This window comes from Dawidia cretensis (assembly GCF_018598175.1).
GTDB lineage: Bacteria > Bacteroidota > Bacteroidia > Cytophagales > Cyclobacteriaceae > Ohtaekwangia > Ohtaekwangia cretensis.
Genome location: NZ_JAHESE010000026.1, coordinates 77,768 through 97,630 on the forward strand (window position 1 = coordinate 77,768; position 19,863 = coordinate 97,630).

Here is a 19,863-nt window from a genome sequence, read left to right on the forward strand (position 1 = left end):
GACAAAATAGCGACGAAGGGAAACAATTGATCTACTAACGTAGCGGGACTATACCTGTTCCAGAATCCCGCGGATGATACGCGTACATCCTTCGAGGTCCATGTGCCGGGTGTCAATGCCGAGGCTATTGTGCCCGTAGGGCTGATACGCTTCGGGGTCGGTGATAGAAAATAATCCAACGGTAGGTGCGCGGGACGCCGTGGCCAGGTGCATGATGCCGCTGTCCGCACCGACGAAAATAGAAGTAGCTGCGATAAACGCAGCAATGGCGCGTATGTCATTACTATAGAAAGTGGGCGCCTGGAAGGAAAGCATCGAGATATTTTCAATGGGTAGAACCTCGATGATGTTGTATTGGGGAAATTCTGTTTTTAGTCGATCGTAGAAGGTTGTCCACCAGTCAGAAGAATAACATTTGTCGCCCGTGGCGTAGGTATACAGGCTGATGGTCTTTCGGTCGTTGCCTGTGAGCTGGTGCAACTGTGTTTCGCCGTCGGCAAGTTCGGCCGCGCGCAGCCGGAGATCCAGGGACGGAGCATCGCCTGGGCGCGTAGGCATGCCCCAGGCCGACAGGTGGTTCCGAAGTTGGTATACCGGGTACCGGGCGATGTGCTGGTGACCGGTCAGCGCCGGGTCGATCGTCGTTTCATCACCAAAGATCTTATAGGCGGCGTTTGAAAATTTGGTTGCCAATCTTCCCGACGACGAGCCTTTCACGACGTTGATCACCAGGTCATACCGGGTACGTTTTAAAGAGATCCAGACGCGCAGGTAGCGCAGCAGCTCCTTGAACGGTTTCTTCGGCAGGGATATGATTCGCTCTATATTCTCATAGCCCTGAAAGATCGTAGGGGCCACGCCTCCTTTTACGAGCAAGTCGATTCGGCAGCCGGGAAAAGTTGCCGTCACTTCCTGTATCAGGGGCGTGATCAGCAAGAGGTTACCGAGGCGGTGGTTAGGACGGCAGATAAGCACCCGTTGGATGACGATGGATTTACCAGGTGTCCCGGCGGGAAGGTGACTGGACTGGCCGATGCCCCGGGTAAGACCACGCATCAGATTTCTCCGGAAGGAGTTTATTTTTTTAGAGACACTCATGAAAATAAAAGCGAAATGTAGACACCATGCTGACATAAACGTTTTTGAAGCATGCTTATTTTATTGACGGCATTGCCCATGGCAGGTGATGAAGCCCGTAACGGACACCGAACAGATCAAACTGATATGGTTAAAATACTAAAAACTGAAACTGTTTTTTCTACGTATTAAAAGCAAGTTTTAACCATTCTTTACACGTATCTAATTGCAACGCTTTGAAAAGAGATTTACTGTTTGCGTACCTGGCCCTTGTGGCGATCTGCATCATCTGGGGGACTACCTTTTTGGCCATGCGGATGGCGGTTGTCGATTTCCCGCCATTTTTGTTCACCATTATCCGGCAACTAACAGCCGGGTCGATCCTGGTTATCTTTATGCTGACCATTGGAAAAGTGAAAGTGCCGAATAAGCGATATGTGCTCCGTCAGGCGTTGGCGGGTTTCCTCATGATCTCGGTTGGCAACGGCTTTGTGGCGTGGGCGGAAGTGCACATCCCCAGTGGCATCGCGGCCGTGATCTGTTCCTTTATGCCGGTGGTGGTGATCCTGTTAAACCTGGCCATCCAGAAAGACGAGCGTCCTACGGTGCCGATCATGCTCGGTGTAGCCCTGGGTGCCGTGGGCATTGGGTTGATCTTTAGTGAACACCTCAGTGACTTTGCGCAGCCCAAATACGTCATGGGCATCGGCATGACGCTGACCGCCGTGTTCTCCTGGGCTACAGGCATGATCTGGATGAAGAAAAATAGCGCCGATAGCAATCCTTTTTTGAATGCGGGCCTGCAAATGCTCTTCGGAGGACTGTGGTTGATTCCGTTCTCATTACTCTTTGACGACCTGCATGCCATACCGTGGACGACCAAGACCATGTTGCCACTGGCATACCTGATTGTGTTCGGATCCGTGATCGCGTATACCTGCTACTCGTATGCATTGCGTAAACTGCCCGTAACGATCGTATCACTCTATGCCTATGTGAACCCCCTGGTGGCCGTGGTGTTGGGCTGGCTGGTGCTGGATGAAAAGCTCAATATGCGCATGGGAGGTGCCATTCTGCTAACCATTGCCGGCATCTACATAGTGAACCGCGGGTATCAGCTACGCAATGCCTGGAAGGCACAGCTTTCACACGATTAGGGATATATCTTTATACCTATCTTATATACGTATGGAGGAAGAATTTGTAATCCGAACGGTGGAGCATGACACGTTGCCGGTGCTGCGTGAGCTCGCCATCAAAACCTTTGAAGATACATTCCGCGAACATAACACCGCGGAAGATATGGCCCTGTATCGCGAGCAGAACTTTGGCTTGTCAAAGCTGGAGATGGAATGGCAGGAGGAAGGGACCGTATTTTTCCTGGCCTATACCGGCACAGACGCCGTAGGGTATGCCAAGGTGCGCAAAGGCGAGCCGCTGGAAGCCCTGAAAGTTGAAGTAGCGCTGGAGATCGAACGCATTTATGTACACCAGGACTACCTGGGGCGCCAGGTGGGCAAAATCTTGCTGCAAGCTTGCCTGCACTACGCACGCAAAGCCGGCTACAAAACTGCATGGCTGGGTGTATGGGAACACAACACACGCGCGCAAGCCTTCTACAAAAAGTTTGGCTTCGAGCGTTTCAGCGAGCACGCCTTTGTGTTGGGTGGCGACGCGCAGACAGACTGGCTTATGAAAAAGACACTTTGACCCGATAAACATTCACCAGACCTATACCTATACCTATGAAGTTCCGAAATGCCACCCTGCAAGACCTGCCGCAGATTGTAGCGATCTACAATACGACAGTGCCGGGCAGAATGGTAACAGCCGACACCGAGCCGGTTACTGTTGAAAGCCGTGTAAAGTGGTTTGAAGATTTCACCCCCGACCGCCGCCCCTTGTGGATAGTAGAAGATGATGCGGGCACGATCCTGGGCTGGGTCAGCATCAAATCGTTTTATGGTCGCCCTGCCTACAACGGCACGACGGAGATTGCCATCTACCTCGACCCCGCCGCGCGCGGCAAAGGCTATGGCAAAAAGATCCTGGAGGAAGCGACCACCCGGTGCCGCGCACTCGGCGTCAGCACCTTGCTGGGTTTCATCTTCGCGCACAACGAGCCGAGTATTCGTTTGTTTCAAGGTGCAGGCTTTACGCAATGGGGATTGTTCCCCGACGTTGCCGTGCTCGACGGTGTGCAGCGAAGCCTGGCCATTCTCGGAAAACGTATCGATACGTAAATCCCGGTATATACTTTGACGGCTGAGGCCAGAAGTTTACCGGGGGATGTAAAACCCTCGGGCGGAATTGTATTGTTAAGATAAAACCATAACCAGACTAGCCATGAAGAAAATCACCATTGTCGCCTTTGAAAATTTTACAGACATCGATGTCTACCTCGCCTGGGATTTGTTTAACCGTGTGCGCTTTATCGACCCCGAATGGAGTGTCCGCATTGTAGGTACGGAAAAGATCCATACCTCCGTTACCGGGCTACCGCTGAAGACACACGGTACGATTGAAGAATGTGCCGATGCCGACGTCGTATTCTTTGCCAGTGGTAAAGGCGTGCGCGCATTGATCAAAGATGAGCAGTACCTGAACCGGCTAACCCTCGATCCGTCCCGGCAAATCATCTGCTCGATGTGCTCGGGCGCGTTGATCCTGGCAGCGCTGGGGTTGCTGGAGGGCATTACGGCCACGACCTACCCTACGGCGATCGAGGAGTTGAAAGCGATGGGCGTAACAGTAGAAGACAAAGCCCTGGTGGTACACGGAAATATTGCTACCGCTGCCGGGTGCATGGCGGCGATCGACCTGGTCGGCTGGATCGTCGAGCAAAAGGTGGGCACCGTGGCAAAAGAAGAAGTGCTGGCCTCGGTGCAACCGGTAGGAAAGGGATTGGTTTGTATCTATTAAGTACGGTAAGACAACTTAATCATGAACGCAGTATTACGAAGCGATAAAGAAGCCATCAGCGCCATCTTGCAACAGGTAGGGAAACTGGCCGACGAACATTTTCACCCGACCGAGCTGGCGCCACCCTCGCGCTATGTGCCTGACGACCCCTTTGCCGATTTACCCGCGGAAGGATGGGGGGCATTGGATGTGCTGGTACAATTTCGCGAACGGTATGCGCCCCGCATGGCCAACAGCGCCGGTCCACGCTACTTTGGCTTTGTCACAGGCGGCTCGACACCCGCGTCGCTGGCCGGCGACTGGCTGGTGAGTGTATACGACCAGGTGATGTCGGGCAGCACCGACTCGGTCGCCCATTTCCTGGAACGTCAAACGCTACACTTTCTCAAGCAGCTCTTCGGTCTGGACACAGCCTATACCGGCACATTTGTAACAGGCGCGACGATGTCCAACTTTGTCAGCCTCGCCTCTGCGCGTCAGTGGATCGGTGAGCAACAGGGTATAAATCTGAGCGAAGACGGCCTTTACGGCATGGCGCCCATGCGAGTACTTAGCGCAACACCGCACTCGAGCATTTTAAAAAGCCTCTCCATGCTGGGCATGGGCCGCAAGTCGTGGGTGAACGTTGAAACACTACCCGGCCGGGAGGCCATTGATCCGCGGGCGTTGGAAGCAGCGCTGGCACGTGAGCAAGGCCCCGTGGTAGTAGTAGCCAATGCCGGCACGGTCAACACGGTGGACTTCGACAACATGGAGGCGATCGGTGCCTTGAAACAGAAATATAATTTCTGGCTACACGTCGATGCTGCTTTTGGAGGCTTCGCCGCCTGCTCGCCGCAACATCAGCACCTGATGCGCGGCATTAATCTGGCCGATAGTGTAACGATTGATGCACACAAATGGTTGAATGTACCATACGATGCGGCGATGCAGTTCACGCGTCACAAAAGTATTCAGGTAAAAGTGTTTCAGAACCAGGCTGCTTACCTCGGCGACCCGGCGCTGATGCCCGATTCCATGCACGTGACACCGGAAAATTCCAGGCGGTTTCGCGCCCTGCCGTCCTGGTTTACGTTGCTGGCGTATGGCCGCAACGGGTATCGCGAAATTGTCGAGCGAAACTGTGCGGTGGCCCACGGGCTGGGTGAACGGCTGGAGCATTCGGAAGAGTTTCGCCTGCTGGCGCCGGTGCGGATGAACATCGTATGTTTCTCCTTCCGCAACGAGACCACGCTGGAGGAGATCCGCACGTTTCTCGATGCCATTCGCGACGACGGACGTGTTTTCTTTACGCCTACAGTCTACAAAGGGACGCCGGCCATTCGCGCGGCGATCTCCAACTGGCAGACTGGTGAGGCCGACGGAAAACTCGCTTTTGAAGTGTTACAGGCCGTGTATCGCGCGCAGGCACTAAAAATATCCGTATAATCCATGCTTATTAGACAGATAATTTAGAAATTTCCACCTCATAACCCATTGAACTATGACGACCTTGACGACTTCTATTCCTGTGCAGCGCGTTTCGAAATCGAGAATCAAAGAAGTTGATTTCAACAACCTGGAATTTGGAAAATACATTGCAGACCACATGATCGTGGCCGATTTCAAAGACGGCAAGTGGCATGAGCCTGCGATTGTGCCGTACGGCGATATGCTCATGAGCCCTGCCATGCTTTCCCTGCACTACGGCCAGGCGGTCTTTGAAGGAATGAAGGCGTTTTGGACCGGCGATAAAAATATCAACATCTTCCGCCCGACACGTCACGCACAGCGTTTTAACCGTTCGCTGAATCGCATGTGTATGCCGGAAGTACCGGAAGAAATGTTTGTACAGTCGCTGCACGCACTGATCGAGCTCGACAAAGATTGGATCCCAACCAGCGAAGGCTCGTCGTTCTACATCCGCCCCTTTATGTTTGCATACGAAGCACGCCTGGGTGTGAAAGTTGCCGATCACTTTAAGTTTATCATTATCAACAGCCCCGTAGCCGCCTACCAGGCCAAGCCCTACCGCCTGAAAGTAGAGAACCACTACGTGCGTACCGCCGAAGGTGGCACTGGGTTTGCCAAATGCGCCGGGAACTACGGTGGTGCTTTCTACCCCACACAGATCGCCCGCGAAGAAGGCTTTGATCAAATCCTCTGGACAGACCACAAAGACCACCAATACATTGACGAGGTAGGCATGATGAACGTAATGTTCGTCATCAACGGCACACTCGTAACACCCAAGCTTACCACGGCCATCCTGGACGGTATCACCCGTGATACCATCCTGACCCTGGCCAAAGACATGGGCATGAAGATCGAAGAGCGCCGCGTAAGCATAGACGAGATCGAAGCCGGCCTGAAAAGCGGTGCCGTGACCGAAGCGTTCGGTACCGGTACAGCGGCCGTGGTAGCGCCCATCGCCCTGATCAATATCAAAGGTCAGGACCTGGCAATCCCCGAAGCAGGCGCCAATAGCTTCCAGTTGCGTGTGAAAGAGAAGCTCAACAACATCCGCATGGGGATTGAGGCTGACATTCACCAGTGGAACTACATCATCCCGATACGCTAATAACTTTTTACGGTATAATAACGTATCACTACCTGACCGGCTGCAACCCGGCCGATCAGGTAGTGATTTTTTTTGATACGATATGAAAGCCCTATTGTTTAAAGGCAAAGACCAACCCCTGGAGGTTGGCGATGTGAAGAAACCCAAGCCTGTCAAAGACCAGGTACTCATCCGGCTATACGCCGCCGCCCTCAACCACCGCGACCTGTGGGTAATACAAGAGCAGGAACAGAATTTCCCCGACGGCGTGATCCTCGGCTCCGACGGCTGTGGCATTGTGGAGGATGTAGGAGAGGATGCCGATCCGTTTCTGATAGGCACGGAGGTGGTGATCAACCCTTCGCTGGAGTGGGGCACAAACCCGATCGTGCAGGGGGACAAGTTCCGCATCCTGGGTTTCCCCGACAACGGCACCTTTGCCGAATACATGGTCATATCCAAGAAGTATATTTTTGAAAGACCTGTACACTTGTCGAACGAAGAGAGCGCGGCCATACCGTTGTCAGCATTAACTGCTTATCGTGCGTTGTTCTCCAAAGCGCGATTGCGTGCAAAGGAGAAAGTGCTGATCACCGGCATCGGCGGTGGCGCCGCGTTGTGGCTGCTGCAATTTGCCGTAGCGTATCAGGCACGGGTGTATGTCACGTCCAGCTCACGTGAGAAGATCGAGAAGGCAAAAGCACTCGGTGCTGCCGGCGGATTTGTTTATACCGAAGCAGACTGGGCCGCCCAGGCACAAAAAGAGACCGGTGGTTTTGATATCATTATCGACAGCGCCGGAGGCGATCAGTTTAACAAGTTTATTGACCTGGCGCTGCCGGGCGGGCGCATCGTGAACTTCGGTCGCACCGCCGGAAACATTACAGACGTGGCCACACGCCTGCTGTATTGGAAACAGCTTTCCATACATGGAACGACCATGGGCACCCGCGACGAGTTTCTGTCGATGCTCGATTTTATCGAGAGCCGTGAGCTCAAGCCTGTAATCGACAAAGTATATCCGCTGGCACAGGCGGCAGAAGCATTTAAGCTCATAGAACAAGGCGGACAATTTGGTAAGATCGTATTGAAGATCGGCTCATGAGTGCATTTGTATTTCCTGATCTGATAGCCGACGGCTTTGTCTATAGCGCTGACCGAGCACGTCTCGACGTACCGTACATACATCAATACCTTTCAGAACGTTCCTATTGGGCGCAACACATTCCACTGGAGATTGTACAACGGTCCATTGATAACGCGTTGTGTTTTGGTATTTATCATGACGGTAAGCAGGTTGGCTTTGCCCGGCTTGTTACCGACTATGCCACCTTTGGTTACCTGGGGGATGTGTTTGTTGACGAAGCTTATCGCGGCCGGGGACTCTCCAAACAACTGATGCAGTATATATTTGAAGCAGAGCCCCTGCAGGGCTTTCGACGGATGGTGCTGGTAACCTCCGATGCACAGGGACTGTATAGTCAGTACGGCTTCCGACCGCTGGAATTTCCCGAACGTTATATGGAGCTCCGCAGGACGAACGTCTATCAAAAAAAATCTCCCGGCGCTGCGTAACGCCGGGAGATTACTATTCCAGGAAGTTATTACTTCAATCGGCTGATACGAGTGACGGCGGTAATACCCGAATCAATTTCAGCGCCTTTCGTCAAGGTGCCTTTATCAACATCGTATTTTGCGATAAACCAGCGGGAGTCATCTGTTTTTAGAATGACGTACAGATCATTGCCACTGTTTTCGGTATAGGTTTCCAGGGTCTTCTGGACAGTACCCAGTCCGAAGCTGTTCAGATCTTTTACTACTTTTTTGTTGCGCACATCGATGACGTAAGAGCTTATAAAGGCCAGTCCATTCTTTAAATATGTATGATGATCGGTGCCGGCATAATCACCGGCAGCAGCGCCCAGATTTCCGAGCTCTTTCAAATCATATTCATAAGTAGGATCGATTTCGGTCGCGCCGCTTTTAATGCGCAACACGCCGTATTGGGAATCATTGTTGACTGTGGTGAAGTAGTAGTCCCCGTTGTCGTCGGTAAAGCTCGACGAGGCGGCATACCAGGAGCCCGATACGTGACCCAGACGCGTATCTTTCAGAATCTTTACATTGCCCAGGCTGGGGTAATCACAAACCAGCATATACGCCGTATCCACTTCGGTAAGCCAATGGTAATGGTAGCCAATGAACAACTTGTTGTTGCGTACAGCAAAACTCGACGGTGTGAGCGACAGTTCCTCGTTGGGAATTAATTTACCCTCCTCGTCGTATATATCGAACGTGGGCATCGGAAATTTGATCGGGTTCTTGGACTTTACCGTCATGGCACCGGTGGTGTCGACAACAAACAGCTTATTTTCCAGCACTTCCTCATCGGCATTGTAGGTCGTTTGCCAGCTGATAAAGTTCAGGCCGTTGGTGTTGAAGAGTGTCTTCATCATGAACAGGTCATAGGCGCTCGACTCGCCCACCACGTTGCCGATCTCCTTGTATTTACCGGCTTCGAGGCGTCGTTTACTGACGGAGTTGCCCTCCATGGTATAATAAAAATTGCCATTGGAGTACGCGCTATAAATCGTCGCCCAGTATAAATCTGCATCCGCTACGATGCCGGAACCCACCGGGCTGATCACCGTTTCTTCATTCAGATCGTCAACCGTAAGGGTATAGTAGGCCTCTTCCGAGTTGGCGTTACCCGCTGTCACGAATACCGCGTATTTTTTTATGTCTTCGGGCGCGACGTTATCGGGCGTATCGCTACACGCCAGTAACAGCATGGCGCATGCACCGCTTAGAAGTACTTTAAACAGGTCTTTGGTAGTCATTGTTATCATGTTTTGTTTTTAAGAATTGGATAGTATTAGAGTATGCTTAGAGATCACATAATGGAAACCCTGAACTTCACGTAAAACGCCCGCCCAGGCTTCTGCAGCCTGAAGCTGTCGTAGGCGCGTTCGTCGGTGAGGTTTCGGGCTTCAAACGAAATGTTGTAGATGTCTTTTTTCCAGCTGTAGGTCAGTATAACGGTGTGAATAGTTTGCGCGGGTACGTAATTGAGACTCGACGGATGTCCGAGTTTTGCCCACGTCATATAAAACCAGTGAATATTTTGATACAGGTAACTGAGCTGCAGGCGCGTATCCTTTCCGATCAGGTCTTTTTTGCCCAGGCTCAGGTTTGCATTTCCATAGGCCCATGGGCGGTTCGGCAGTTGCTCATGGTACGTGAGGCTAAGCTTGGAATTTGTGGAGTCGGTGTACTTCCAGCTGTCGATGGCCTTGTCGTATGTCCCGTTGAGGGAAAGACTGACAATGTCTTTGTATCCATATTTAACTTCGGCTTCAGCACCGTATAACAGTACACCCGGGAAGTTGCGGCTTTGCGAGTAGATGTTATCAGGCAGGACCTGCGCGAGGATGTAGTTTTCTGAATTTCTATAGAATCCGGCGGCGTCAATATTAATGAAATGGTCACCGAAGAAATGGTTATAGTAGAAACCGGCGTTGAAATTGTCGCTGCGTTCGGGTGTCAAGTCGTAGTTAGCCAGGACAAAGCGGCCATCTCCGAACAGTGATGTAGTTTCGGGTAAATTATACCCCCGCTCCACCGAAGCTTTGATGCCCAGCTCTGGAGTGAGACGGTAACGCAGTGCCAGGGAGCCACTGGGATAGTTGAATAGGTTCGCGGTGGTGTTGATCTCGCCGCCGATAGGTTTACCGGTCTCGTCAAATTCCCGGTTATCGATCGCTACCCGCGTATCCATGCCGTAGTACTTTACCGACAGCACGCTGATCAATTTCTTATTGAACCACTGTCCTTGCCAGCTCAAGCCGACGATGTGTTTACCCAACCGTTTGGGAAGCCCTGACGTCTCAATCTGGTCCGGGTTGGCCCGCATCAGGTCGTAGGTATGGCGTTTGGTCGTGCTGAAAGTATAGTTCAGGTTGAGGCTGTGGTTCAGTTCCTGGTCGAGGTCATAATTGAAGTTAGCGCGCCCCACGAAGCTGTCATCGATCAACCGGTTGTGGATCTCGTCGAGGGGTTTTCCGCTGGCATTGGCCACCCAGGTACCACCCCAGTCATAATTATACCTGGCGGTATCGCGAATGTTATCCGTGCTTCGGGAATAATTGGCATACAGGTTAGCGTACAGTCCTTTTATCAAGAAGTTTTCTTTACGATACTTTACCGTCGGCATAATGTATCGGTTCTCTGTCCAGGCTCCGCCCCGTACAGCATTGATCGTTGCTCCCGTTTGGACCTGTTTCATATTCTCCGAATACGTGAGCCCGACCGTAAACCAGTCAGCCCATTTCACTTTCTCGAATCCGATTTCCATTTCGCCCATCACCGACCAGTACCGGTCATGAAATCGCCGGGCTTTGTCGATGGGAACATAGCGGTATACATCCGACGCTGCATCCGGATCCTTTCTGACAACGTTCAGTACGACGTCGTATTCAGGATCGCTATACATTCGGTAGTTGTTGTCTGAAAAATTATAGTATGCGCTTGCCCGGGCTTTTAATCCCGTCTTTTTATCGCGTATGCCCCCCGTGATCGCCGTCTGGTGGGTATTGAACGAGCCGTAGCTTTGGCTTATATCCAGGAATTTACGTGTGCGCTGTTTGGTAATGATATTGACAGCGCCACCCATGGCGTCTGAGCCGAGGTGCGCCGGCACAACACCCTTATAGACTTCGATCCGGTCGACGAGGTTTACGGGAATGTTGTTCAACGTCATGGAGCTGCCGTATTGATCCATCGGCACATCGTCGATGTAGATCTTTCCCGCCAGACCGTTGATGCGGAAGGTGAAGTCCGATCCCATGCCTCCGGATTCACGGATCACCAGACCTGCGGTACGTTTTAATACCTGGTTGACGTCTGTGGTCATGTTGTTATAGGTCTTGAGATCAATGACACTCGTATGAAAGCCTGACGTTCTGATCTCCTCCATTCTTACCTGGTTCTCCGATTTCCCCTCGACCACAACTTCGGACAGCTCTGTTTCTGCCGATGTGAGTGTTACATTGAATGAAAGTGTTTTTTCTTTTTCGATCTTGAGCTCATGTGTCTGCGCGGCAAATCCTACAGCAGTGACGTGTAGCTTGATTTTGCCGGTCTTTACTCCTTTAATAAGGAACTTACCGTTCTCATCCGACATGGTGCCAGTGCCTGCCGTGCCGGAAACGAAAAGGGATGTGCCAGGAACCGGGTTGCCCGATAAATCCATGACTGTTCCAGAAATGTTACCGGTCTCTTGGGATTGCGCGTATAATCCAAAGCATAGGAGACAGAGAAAAACTGTGTGTAAAATTTTGTTCAATAGCATTATTTTTTGGTCCGCATGGGAAGGCGGAGGATTATTCTCGGTGAGATGAGTTTAGAAGGATTATAAATAAGTGCAAACATTATTTCCAGAACCCCCAAAAGCAAAGTAATGCGTGTAAATCTTGATAAAATCACCTGTTAGAGTTAGGCGGCATACCCTTTGGCGGGTACAGTTGCTGCCAGGTAAATTTTCTGACGCGCGCTGCCGTACAAACAAAACCGTGCTTCAAAAAAAACGTGTACAGCAAGGTGAATAATCATCAATTTGAACCCTTTCATTATGCTTATGGCAGACATTGAGTACTACGACAACCGCCCGATTACAACAGTAGAATTCATTGACGTGCTGCAGCGATCAACCTTGTCCGAGCGTCGGCCTGTGAGCGAGCCCGATCGCGTTGCCCGTATGCTGGAGCACGCCAACGTGCTGGTTACAGCCTGGAGCGGTGACCTGCTGGTGGGGGTATCACGCGCGTTGACAGATTTTTCCTTCTGTTGTTATCTCTCCGACCTGGCAGTAGACGAAGCGTTTCAGCATCAGGGCATTGGTAAGGAACTGATTCGCCGTACGCACATCGCCTCGGGTGAAGAAACTACACTGATCCTATTAGCCGCACCCAAGGCCATCGACTATTATCCGAAGATCGGGATGGTAAAATACGAGCACTGCTTTAAAATCGACCGCACACGCTAACTGGTTCAAGTCTTCCGACCGAAGGGAGGGCGACTTGGACCCACGCTGATGGCAGTCTTCAGACTGTCGAACCATTAACCGCACGCACTAACCTACACACAATGAAAATCGAACACATCGCCGTCTGGACACACAATCTGGAAAAACTCCGCGCCTTTTACGAGAAATACTTCGGAGCAAGCGCCCACGATAAGTACATCAATCCGAAGAAAAACTTCGAGTCATACTTCCTGAGCTTTGGTGAAGGCTGTCGCCTGGAGATCATGCAAATGCCCGGTATTCCCGCCAGCGAGAACGATATATACAAGCAGTTTACCGGGTTGGTGCACTTTGCGCTTTCGACGGGTAGCAAGGGGGAGGTAGATCGCCTGACAGAAGTGCTGCGTGGCGATGGATATGAAGTGGTGGGCGAGCCGCGTACAACAGGGGATGGGTACTATGAAAGCGTGGTGCTGGATCCCGACGGCAACCGGATTGAAATCACCGAATAGTAACGGCGGGGACTTCCGTCGTTGGCGGTTATGTTGTACCTTGTGTAATCGATACAATTAATCCCCATGAAAAAGCAAACCCGCAGAACCTTCATCGCCAGCGCCGTCGTCCTGACGGCCGGCGTGGCCACAGGTATGTCACTTACAACTATGGAAGCAAAAGATAAAAAGCAACTAGCGCATCACGTATTCTTCTGGCTGAAGAACCGCGACTCAAAAGAAGACCTTAACAAGCTACTCGAAGGCCTGCGCACGTTGCGCAAGATTGAGACGGTGCGCAGCCTGCACATTGGCGTCCCCGCCAGCACCGAGCTCCGCCCGGTAGTAGATGCCAGCTATAGCGCGTCGGAGTTGATCCTCTTTGATGATGTGGAAGGGCAGAATGTATATCAAGTACACCCTATTCACGAGAAGTTCGTGAAAGAGTACTCTCATCTTTGGGAGAAGGTTATAGTATACGACTCCCTTGATGTAGAATAGAAAGGGTTACTAAAAAACAAAAACCCCGGGCGATCCACCCGGGGTTTTTTATGTTCGTTAAGTACAGCCTACTTCTTCCGAATACTACACCCCGCCGGGCGAACTTCTGTCGTAGCAACCTTCTGATTCGCCAGCATAATATCAATAGCATCTTTCAAATGATGATGCCGCACGTCGGCTTCCACCTGCGCATTGTCATCAATGGCGCCGCTGTAAATCAACATAAACTTCCCACCATTATTCTTCAACAAATAAGCCGAAGGACTTTTCGCAACTCCCAAGCTAGTCATCAACACCTGGTCCTTATCCGCCAGGTAAGGCAACGACCAACCCGCTGCCTTCTTTTTCATATTGTCAATCGACTCGTTGGGATCATTGTGTGAGTTCACCAGCAGGACAGGCACCTTGTCCTGATACTCGCGTGCCAGCTTACCAACGCGGCCGCGGTAATATTCATCGTAGGGACAGGCGTTGCTGGTAAACAAAATCACGATGCCCGCGCAGGAGGGGTATGTGTTCAGGGATACGGTCTTGCCGTTGGCGACGTTGAAAAGGCTAAAGTCTTTTACTTCCTGGGCGTGTACCGCCAGAGAAGCTGCAGCCGCGGCAAAAAGGAAAATGAGCTTTTTCATATTGTGGTGGCTTTATTGAATACCAGGACAAAGTCCGGGGTGACCGTGTAGCATAAAGGTATTACCCTTTCCTCGTTATCGACAATAATGCTGCCAACTATCTCGCCGTCGGTTTTCCGCGAAAACGGAGCCACTAACAGGCTTTTTGCGAAGGTGAGGTCTTTCTTTCCATACACTTTTATCAACGCCTCTTTTGCGCACCAGTAGATGCACAACTTGATCAGATCCGTGCCGGCGTCGGCCAGCTCCGTCGGGTGAAACATGCGCGGGGCAATGCGCAGCAGTTTTTCTTTCGGTTGCTCCAGGTCGATGCCGACAGACTGATGAGCATCTAACAATACAGCGGCATAGGGAAACGAATGGCTCAACGAGAGCTGATAGTCATGGCCAGTGGGAAAAGGCTTACCAAAGGCATCTTTGACGATGCCGCGATAGGGGAGGTGGAGGGTCTGGAGAGCTTCTTTCACCAACACGCGGCCGGACAGCCATTCCAGCCGTTTTTGCGCGTTGGTGACGTTTTCGGGGGCGTGTTCGCCCAGGTGCGCGGCCAATGTGGATTCGTCTTCGTCAATGTGCCACAGGGCCAGCACGCGGCCGGGACTTGTCTCGATCTTTTCAAGTCCCATTATTTTACAGACATCTTTTTAGAAAACATCCCGAAAGTTAGAACTTTGGCCGTTTAATTCAGGATGGAGGGAAAGATAGAAGTCGTCAAGCAGCACACCCTTAAGGGTCATCGCGATTGTGTATACACCCTGGCGGGGTCAGGCGTGGCGCAGCGCTTTTTCTCCGGTGCCGGCGACGGCATGGTGGTGACGTGGGATCTGAACGATCCTGAGAACGGCGAGCTGATCGCCAAGCTGCCCAACTCGGTCTATGCCTTGACGTACCACCATGCCTCCGGCCAGTTGGTAGCAGGGCATAACTACGAAGGCATCCATTTGCTGGACTGGGAGAATAAAAAAGAGACCGGGTCGTTACAATTGACGAAGGCTGCCATCTTTGATTTACAACAATCCGGTGATTTTGTGTACGTGGGCACCGGCGATGGCACGATTTTAAAGGTACATGTGGCGTCACTCACAATCGTGGCCCGGCATCAGGCATCAGACAAGAGCGCGCGAACGATCAGTCTGAATCCGGTAAACGGTGATGTGGCGGTAGGGTACAGCGACGACAGCATTCGGATTTACGATTCTGCATTGCAGTTGAAGCACGAATGGAAGGCGCACGGAAAATCAGTATTCACCGTCCGGTACACATCCGACGGTCATTTTTTGCTGAGCGGTGCGCGCGATGCACGGTTGAAAATGTGGGATGTCCAGGCCCGATACGCGCAAGCGGCGGAGGTCGTAGCGCATATGTATGCGATAAATCACCTTGATTTTAGCCCGGATAACAAACATTTCGTAACTTGTAGCATGGATAAGTCCTTGAAAGTGTGGAGTATGGAGGAGTTAAAGCTGCTCAAGGTCATTGACCGGTCGCGGCATGCGGGGCATGGCACATCCGTAAACAAAGTGTTATGGACACACCATCACAACCTGCTGCTCAGCGCAAGCGACGACCGTACAATATCAGTCTGGAATATCATTTTTTAAACTTATATACTTATGCGAGTAACACCACTTGAAATACGCCAGAAGACGTTCGAGAAGAACTTCCGGGGGTATCAGATCGATGAAGTTAACGGTTTTTTACAGACGCTTTCACAGGAATGGGAACGCATCCAGGACGATAACAAAGAACTCCGCATTAAGCTCGAAGCCACCGAACGCGAAGTAAACAAACTGCGCGAAGTAGAAAGCTCGTTGTACAAGACCCTCAAGACCGCCGAGGATACCGGCGCCAACGTCATCGAGCAGGCACGCCTTTCGGCAGACCTTCACATGAAGGAAACGCAGATGCGGGCAGACGCCATCATGCACGAAGCCAAGACCAAGGCAAAAGATACCATTGAAGAATCCGACGAGCGCGCAAAAGAGATCGTAGCCGAAATGGAAGAGCGTCTTAAGATGCTGGTAGAAAACTATAAGAAGCTGGAGTCTTCACGCGAAGACCTGATGGCTGATCTGAAGCGCCTGGGCAACGAAACACTGGAGCGGGTAGAACGTGCGCGGAATCACACCAAAGAATTCGATGCCGATCAACACCTGGTGACAGCACGCCGCGAGGCCCGCAAAATTGCCTTCCCGAATAACTACAGCGAAAAGATCCTGCGTCCCGAACCCGTAGCAGCGATCACCCACGTGCACACCGAGCAGATGATCAGCACCCAGCATGTCGTACAGCGGGTGGAGAAAGAGGTCATTGTCGAGCCACAGCCCGTCGCCGTGCTGGTAGAATCGACACCGGTAACCGTAGCGCCTGCCAGAAAGGTGCTGAAGTCTTTCTTTGACGAGATTGCATGATCGGACGTGTAGCACTCGAGGGGCTCGAGTTCCATGCATTTCACGGCGTCTATCCCCATGAACGCGAATCGGGCAACTGGTTCGAAGTAGACATCGCCGTGGACACCGATTTCAGTCAGGCAGCAGCCGAAGACGACCTGAACGGCACCGTCAATTACGAAACCCTTTTCCGGATCGTCCAGGAGGAAATGAACAAACCCTCCAAACTGTTGGAAACCGTCGTGGCCAAAATAGCCAACGACGTTTTACACACATGGTCGATGGCAAACTCCGTGGAGGTAAAGCTCTCCAAGCTCAACCCACCCATCGGCGGCAAGTGCCGGCGATCATCGGTCACCGTGATCCGCCGCCGCGGCCAATAACAGACTTTATTTTTTTCTTCTATGCGTACGTATCTCGCCTGCCTGCTCCTCCTGATCATCACAACGGTCCGGGCACAGGACAAACCTGCGTATAAACTATTTACCCCAGACGGCAAGGGTACAGACTATACCAAAATGATCAAGGCCCTCGCCAAGGCAGACATCGTGCTGTTCGGCGAGCTACACGACGATGCCCTGGACCACTGGCTCGAGCTGCAAGTGGCAAAGGACCTATATGCGCTACGCAACGACCTCGCATTGGGTCTCGAAATGTTTGAAGCCGATGACCAGATCGTACTGGATGAATACCTCACCGGCGTAATCGAAGAGCGTCACCTGCTGAGTGAAGCCAAAGTATGGGAAAACTATAAGACTGACTACAAGCCGCTGATCGAGTTCGCCAAAGAAAAGAAACTCCCGGCCGTCGCTACGAACCCACCGCGCCGCTATGCCAACCTGGTATACCGCAAGGGCATCGAAGCGTTGCAGTCCCTGCCGGAGGACGCAAAGCGATGGATAGCACCATTGCCGATCGAGATTGATCTTACCTTACCAGGCTACAAGAGCATGGCGTCGATGGGAGGACACGGCACAGCCGCGCCCGCCAATGACAACATGGCGAAGTCGCAAGCCGTGAAAGATGCGACGATGGCGCATTTTATCATAAAGAATCGGAAGGGACTTTTTCTACACTACCATGGCGCATATCACTCCAGGAATTTTGAAGGCATTGTGTGGTATTTAAAGAAGGCTGCGCCGGACTTGAAGATTGTAACGATTCACTCTGTAGAGCAAGCTTCGATCGATGATCTGGAAAATGAGAATCGTGGGGCAGCGGATTTTATTATTGCCATTCCGAAGGATATGACGAAAACGTATTAGTTCGATCACAATCTATAGAAAAAGCGGTAGTTGCCAAATGAGCAACTACTGCTTTTTTGTTTAAGCTTACCGGCTAAGGAATGGCAGTGACGTTGCGGCTTCTGGTGAGTGTCAACGTATTTTCATTTATAATTTCCATTTCTAGTTTAATCGTTGTTTCTGCGGCGACTGTTGGCACAGTGTACCGTAGAATAAGGGTGTCGGCAGACTTCATTCTTGAAAAAGCTGCAATCTCCGCATATTGGCCAGCGTATACTTTTTCCCGGGGGCCGGTGCCAAGGGTAGCGTACATATTTACTTCTTTTACACGGTCTTCCGTCCAGTATACCAGCTCCAGGGCGAGGTCGGAGCCGCCGGCGTAACGCCAGGTGGTGTTGGTAGGATTGTTGAGGTTTGTGAACGTATTGCCAGAGACCGGGTAGAAACCCTTGCCGGGAGCGGCACGGTCGAAGAGCACCTTGTCGTTGTCATCTTCTTCATAGCAAGCGGAGAGACTGACAAAAAGTATCAGGGTTGTTATTAGCGTATGTATATTCATGATTGAGTGCGTTTAATCGTGTGTCGATAAATTATTCTTCCCACCACATTTTTATTTCCATGGTCTTGATATGCGGCGTGACGGATGCGCTGTTGCGGTTGATCTCGTCAAAGGGGTATAGTACGCGGCGGACAAACTGGTTATTGAGATTGTTGTTGTAATTGCCCGGTAGCTCCATACCCCTGTATAACGTATTGTTGTATTGATAACGCCGCACGTCGACCCACGCCTCAGGGTTCAGGAACATGGCAATGTATTTCTCTTTTAAGATCAGCTCGAGTGTAAGATTGTCCTTGCCGACAGCAACCTCGTCGGTATTGGCGAGGTAAGCGGCGGGGTCGAGTCCCAGCTTGGCGAAGTGAGCGGTAATGCCGGCGATATAGGCATCATACGCTTCCTGCGTGGTGCCAACAGAGGTGGTTGTACCGCCGTTTTGCAGAAAGCGTGCTTCGGCTTCGAGAAACCTGGCTTCGATCAGCGTAACCATCAGCAGCGGCGCCGTCTGTGCCGCGTACCAGGTGTTGACGCTCAGCCGGCTATTACCGCCGGTGGCCAACCCGTTGGTCAGTCCGCTATAGGCGGCAGCGCCCTGATTGTCGAACATTTTCGGGAGACGGGGGTCGATCACGTCGTAATAGGTGCCGTTCATCAGGCTAATGATCTGTTCCGATGGTCCCACGGTAAAGTTTCCGGTGGTGATGGGCGACGATACATTGTTATACCAGGGATTGCGGTTAACGGTGTTGTATGTTAGTTGGAGATCTTCTGTCGGTGCGCTGATGCCCAGCGGAAGTGCCGCAAGGACTGTCGACACGGCCGCGTTCTGATCGCGGTTAGTCAGGTGCATGGCATAGCGGGCTTTTAATGTATAGGCCACTTTTACCCAGTTTACAAGCTTCCCGGCAAAGATGAGATCGTCGGCCGCAGGTTTGAAAAGCGACGTGGGTTGTTGCAGGTCGGTAATGGCCTCGTCGAGCAATGTATGGATGGTTTGATAGATCTGTTCCTGGCTGTCATAGTCAGGTGTCAGGCCATTCTCTCCCTGAAAGGCATCGGAGAAAGGTACATCTCCCCAGGTATCGGTTGCTATACCAAGATTGATGGCTTGCAGAATCTTGCCAATGCCTGCGTAGTGCGGCGAGCTCTGCTCTTCTGCCTGGTCAACCAAAACATCCAGGTTGGTGAGGGCTGTCAGGTAGATTCCTACCCACGTAGTGGCCATACGGGTCTCCTCGTAGGAATCGGTTCCCCCGGGGAAATACGACGCCAGGTGCTGCGTGAACTGGCCCGTAGTAAAGGCTGCCAGGTAATGGTTGTTACTGGTGGCGTCGATACAGGGCGCCAGCAGCGCCTCCAACGTGACTGTTTGGGCACGGTTCGGATCGATGTTCGTATCGAGGTAGTTGTCGCAGGCAGTGAGAAGAATAATGACCGCCAGCGCGCTGCTTATTTTTAGGGCAATGTTATGCATCATATAGATTGATGG

General features: G+C 51.8%; 22 protein-coding genes. 15 read left to right on the forward strand and 7 right to left on the reverse strand.

The window, feature by feature from the left end; translation table 11 throughout:
• Positions 1-48: 48 nt before the first annotated feature.
• Positions 49-1,098: a glycosyltransferase family 9 protein gene (locus KK062_RS21405; protein ID WP_254086396.1), complete on the reverse strand. Its 1,050-nt coding sequence runs from the start codon at positions 1,096-1,098 to the stop codon at positions 49-51.
• 215 nt (positions 1,099-1,313) lie between these two features.
• Between KK062_RS21405 and KK062_RS21410 the strand changes: the two genes are divergently transcribed.
• From KK062_RS21410 to KK062_RS21445, 8 genes are all read left to right on the forward strand, one after another.
• Entirely contained in the window at positions 1,314-2,234 is a 921-nt protein-coding gene (locus KK062_RS21410; RefSeq protein ID WP_254086397.1) for a DMT family transporter, read from the forward strand.
• A 31-nt stretch (positions 2,235-2,265) separates the two neighbouring features.
• Positions 2,266-2,787, forward strand: coding sequence for a GNAT family N-acetyltransferase (locus tag KK062_RS21415; RefSeq protein ID WP_254086398.1), 522 nt, complete (start codon positions 2,266-2,268; stop codon positions 2,785-2,787).
• 35 nt (positions 2,788-2,822) lie between these two features.
• Entirely contained in the window at positions 2,823-3,320 is a 498-nt protein-coding gene (locus tag KK062_RS21420) for a GNAT family N-acetyltransferase (protein WP_254086399.1), read from the forward strand.
• A 103-nt stretch (positions 3,321-3,423) separates the two neighbouring features.
• Complete coding sequence (locus KK062_RS21425) at positions 3,424-3,999, forward strand: DJ-1/PfpI family protein (protein ID WP_254086400.1); 576 nt, start codon at positions 3,424-3,426, stop codon at positions 3,997-3,999.
• Between the two features lie 21 nt (positions 4,000-4,020).
• On the forward strand, positions 4,021-5,427 hold the full coding sequence (locus KK062_RS21430; RefSeq protein ID WP_254086401.1) for a pyridoxal phosphate-dependent decarboxylase family protein: 1,407 nt from the start codon (positions 4,021-4,023) through the stop codon (positions 5,425-5,427).
• A 55-nt stretch (positions 5,428-5,482) separates the two neighbouring features.
• On the forward strand, positions 5,483-6,559 hold the full coding sequence (locus tag KK062_RS21435) for a branched-chain amino acid aminotransferase (protein WP_254086402.1): 1,077 nt from the start codon (positions 5,483-5,485) through the stop codon (positions 6,557-6,559).
• Positions 6,560-6,641: 82 nt separating this feature from the next.
• Positions 6,642-7,643, forward strand: coding sequence for a zinc-binding dehydrogenase (locus KK062_RS21440; protein WP_254086403.1), 1,002 nt, complete (start codon positions 6,642-6,644; stop codon positions 7,641-7,643).
• Positions 7,640-8,113, forward strand: a complete 474-nt coding sequence (locus tag KK062_RS21445) for a GNAT family N-acetyltransferase (protein ID WP_254086404.1) — start codon at positions 7,640-7,642, stop codon at positions 8,111-8,113. The genes KK062_RS21440 and KK062_RS21445 overlap by 4 nt, the downstream gene beginning before the upstream one ends.
• A gap of 29 nt (positions 8,114-8,142) precedes the next feature.
• Here KK062_RS21445 and KK062_RS21450 read toward each other — a convergent pair whose 3' ends face one another.
• Entirely contained in the window at positions 8,143-9,387 is a 1,245-nt protein-coding gene (locus tag KK062_RS21450; protein WP_254086405.1) for a DUF4374 domain-containing protein, read from the reverse strand.
• A 44-nt stretch (positions 9,388-9,431) separates the two neighbouring features.
• Positions 9,432-11,888: a TonB-dependent receptor gene (locus tag KK062_RS21455; RefSeq protein ID WP_262899282.1), complete on the reverse strand. Its 2,457-nt coding sequence runs from the start codon at positions 11,886-11,888 to the stop codon at positions 9,432-9,434.
• Positions 11,889-12,173: 285 nt separating this feature from the next.
• Here KK062_RS21455 and KK062_RS21460 point away from each other — a divergent pair, with 285 nt between their 5' ends.
• The 3 genes from KK062_RS21460 (at position 12,174) to KK062_RS21470 (ending at position 13,552) form a co-directional block, all read left to right on the forward strand.
• Positions 12,174-12,581 carry a GNAT family N-acetyltransferase gene (locus KK062_RS21460; RefSeq protein WP_254086407.1) on the forward strand — a complete coding sequence of 136 codons (408 nt, stop codon included), beginning with the start codon at positions 12,174-12,176 and terminating at the stop codon, positions 12,579-12,581.
• Between the two features lie 101 nt (positions 12,582-12,682).
• Complete coding sequence (locus KK062_RS21465) at positions 12,683-13,072, forward strand: VOC family protein (protein ID WP_254086408.1); 390 nt, start codon at positions 12,683-12,685, stop codon at positions 13,070-13,072.
• 66 nt (positions 13,073-13,138) lie between these two features.
• The gene (locus tag KK062_RS21470; protein ID WP_254086409.1) at positions 13,139-13,552 is read left to right on the forward strand and encodes a Dabb family protein; all 414 of its coding nucleotides are present in this window, start codon (positions 13,139-13,141) and stop codon (positions 13,550-13,552) included.
• A 68-nt stretch (positions 13,553-13,620) separates the two neighbouring features.
• Here KK062_RS21470 and KK062_RS21475 read toward each other — a convergent pair whose 3' ends face one another.
• Positions 13,621-14,184, reverse strand: a complete 564-nt coding sequence (locus KK062_RS21475) for a redoxin domain-containing protein (RefSeq protein WP_254086410.1) — start codon at positions 14,182-14,184, stop codon at positions 13,621-13,623.
• Positions 14,181-14,810 carry a 4'-phosphopantetheinyl transferase family protein gene (locus KK062_RS21480; protein ID WP_254086411.1) on the reverse strand — a complete coding sequence of 210 codons (630 nt, stop codon included), beginning with the start codon at positions 14,808-14,810 and terminating at the stop codon, positions 14,181-14,183. The genes KK062_RS21475 and KK062_RS21480 overlap by 4 nt, the downstream gene beginning before the upstream one ends.
• Before the next feature lie 63 nt (positions 14,811-14,873).
• Here KK062_RS21480 and KK062_RS21485 point away from each other — a divergent pair, with 63 nt between their 5' ends.
• The 4 genes from KK062_RS21485 to KK062_RS21500 are packed head-to-tail and all read left to right on the forward strand — an operon-like array spanning position 14,874 to position 17,839.
• The gene (locus KK062_RS21485; protein ID WP_254086412.1) at positions 14,874-15,785 is read left to right on the forward strand and encodes a WD40 repeat domain-containing protein; all 912 of its coding nucleotides are present in this window, start codon (positions 14,874-14,876) and stop codon (positions 15,783-15,785) included.
• 12 nt (positions 15,786-15,797) lie between these two features.
• Positions 15,798-16,595 (forward strand): DivIVA domain-containing protein, encoded by a 798-nt coding sequence (locus KK062_RS21490; protein ID WP_254086413.1) that lies wholly within the window; start codon positions 15,798-15,800, stop codon positions 16,593-16,595.
• Positions 16,592-16,957, forward strand: coding sequence for a dihydroneopterin aldolase (folB, locus tag KK062_RS21495; RefSeq protein ID WP_254086414.1), 366 nt, complete (start codon positions 16,592-16,594; stop codon positions 16,955-16,957). The genes KK062_RS21490 and folB overlap by 4 nt, the downstream gene beginning before the upstream one ends.
• Before the next feature lie 21 nt (positions 16,958-16,978).
• The gene (locus KK062_RS21500) at positions 16,979-17,839 is read left to right on the forward strand and encodes a ChaN family lipoprotein (protein ID WP_254086415.1); all 861 of its coding nucleotides are present in this window, start codon (positions 16,979-16,981) and stop codon (positions 17,837-17,839) included.
• A 73-nt stretch (positions 17,840-17,912) separates the two neighbouring features.
• Here KK062_RS21500 and KK062_RS21505 read toward each other — a convergent pair whose 3' ends face one another.
• Positions 17,913-18,377 carry a hypothetical protein gene (locus KK062_RS21505; RefSeq protein ID WP_254086416.1) on the reverse strand — a complete coding sequence of 155 codons (465 nt, stop codon included), beginning with the start codon at positions 18,375-18,377 and terminating at the stop codon, positions 17,913-17,915.
• A 31-nt stretch (positions 18,378-18,408) separates the two neighbouring features.
• Positions 18,409-19,851: a SusD/RagB family nutrient-binding outer membrane lipoprotein gene (locus KK062_RS21510; RefSeq protein WP_254086417.1), complete on the reverse strand. Its 1,443-nt coding sequence runs from the start codon at positions 19,849-19,851 to the stop codon at positions 18,409-18,411.
• Positions 19,852-19,863: the final 12 nt, after the last annotated feature.

Coding starts and splice junctions, on each gene's coding strand:
- KK062_RS21405 (WP_254086396.1), bottom strand. CDS start 1,098: ATGAGTGTCTCTAAAAAAATAAACTCCTTCCGGAGAAATCTGATGCGT.
- KK062_RS21415 (WP_254086398.1), top strand. CDS start 2,266: ATGGAGGAAGAATTTGTAATCCGAACGGTGGAGCATGACACGTTGCCG.
- KK062_RS21420 (WP_254086399.1), top strand. CDS start 2,823: ATGAAGTTCCGAAATGCCACCCTGCAAGACCTGCCGCAGATTGTAGCG.
- KK062_RS21425 (WP_254086400.1), top strand. CDS start 3,424: ATGAAGAAAATCACCATTGTCGCCTTTGAAAATTTTACAGACATCGAT.
- KK062_RS21430 (WP_254086401.1), top strand. CDS start 4,021: ATGAACGCAGTATTACGAAGCGATAAAGAAGCCATCAGCGCCATCTTG.
- KK062_RS21435 (WP_254086402.1), top strand. CDS start 5,483: ATGACGACCTTGACGACTTCTATTCCTGTGCAGCGCGTTTCGAAATCG.
- KK062_RS21440 (WP_254086403.1), top strand. CDS start 6,642: ATGAAAGCCCTATTGTTTAAAGGCAAAGACCAACCCCTGGAGGTTGGC.
- KK062_RS21445 (WP_254086404.1), top strand. CDS start 7,640: ATGAGTGCATTTGTATTTCCTGATCTGATAGCCGACGGCTTTGTCTAT.
- KK062_RS21450 (WP_254086405.1), bottom strand. CDS start 9,387: ATGATAACAATGACTACCAAAGACCTGTTTAAAGTACTTCTAAGCGGT.
- KK062_RS21455 (WP_262899282.1), bottom strand. CDS start 11,888: ATGCTATTGAACAAAATTTTACACACAGTTTTTCTCTGTCTCCTATGC.
- KK062_RS21460 (WP_254086407.1), top strand. CDS start 12,174: ATGGCAGACATTGAGTACTACGACAACCGCCCGATTACAACAGTAGAA.
- KK062_RS21465 (WP_254086408.1), top strand. CDS start 12,683: ATGAAAATCGAACACATCGCCGTCTGGACACACAATCTGGAAAAACTC.
- KK062_RS21470 (WP_254086409.1), top strand. CDS start 13,139: ATGAAAAAGCAAACCCGCAGAACCTTCATCGCCAGCGCCGTCGTCCTG.
- KK062_RS21475 (WP_254086410.1), bottom strand. CDS start 14,184: ATGAAAAAGCTCATTTTCCTTTTTGCCGCGGCTGCAGCTTCTCTGGCG.
- KK062_RS21480 (WP_254086411.1), bottom strand. CDS start 14,810: ATGGGACTTGAAAAGATCGAGACAAGTCCCGGCCGCGTGCTGGCCCTG.
- KK062_RS21485 (WP_254086412.1), top strand. CDS start 14,874: ATGGAGGGAAAGATAGAAGTCGTCAAGCAGCACACCCTTAAGGGTCAT.
- KK062_RS21490 (WP_254086413.1), top strand. CDS start 15,798: ATGCGAGTAACACCACTTGAAATACGCCAGAAGACGTTCGAGAAGAAC.
- folB (WP_254086414.1), top strand. CDS start 16,592: ATGATCGGACGTGTAGCACTCGAGGGGCTCGAGTTCCATGCATTTCAC.
- KK062_RS21500 (WP_254086415.1), top strand. CDS start 16,979: ATGCGTACGTATCTCGCCTGCCTGCTCCTCCTGATCATCACAACGGTC.
- KK062_RS21505 (WP_254086416.1), bottom strand. CDS start 18,377: ATGAATATACATACGCTAATAACAACCCTGATACTTTTTGTCAGTCTC.
- KK062_RS21510 (WP_254086417.1), bottom strand. CDS start 19,851: ATGATGCATAACATTGCCCTAAAAATAAGCAGCGCGCTGGCGGTCATT.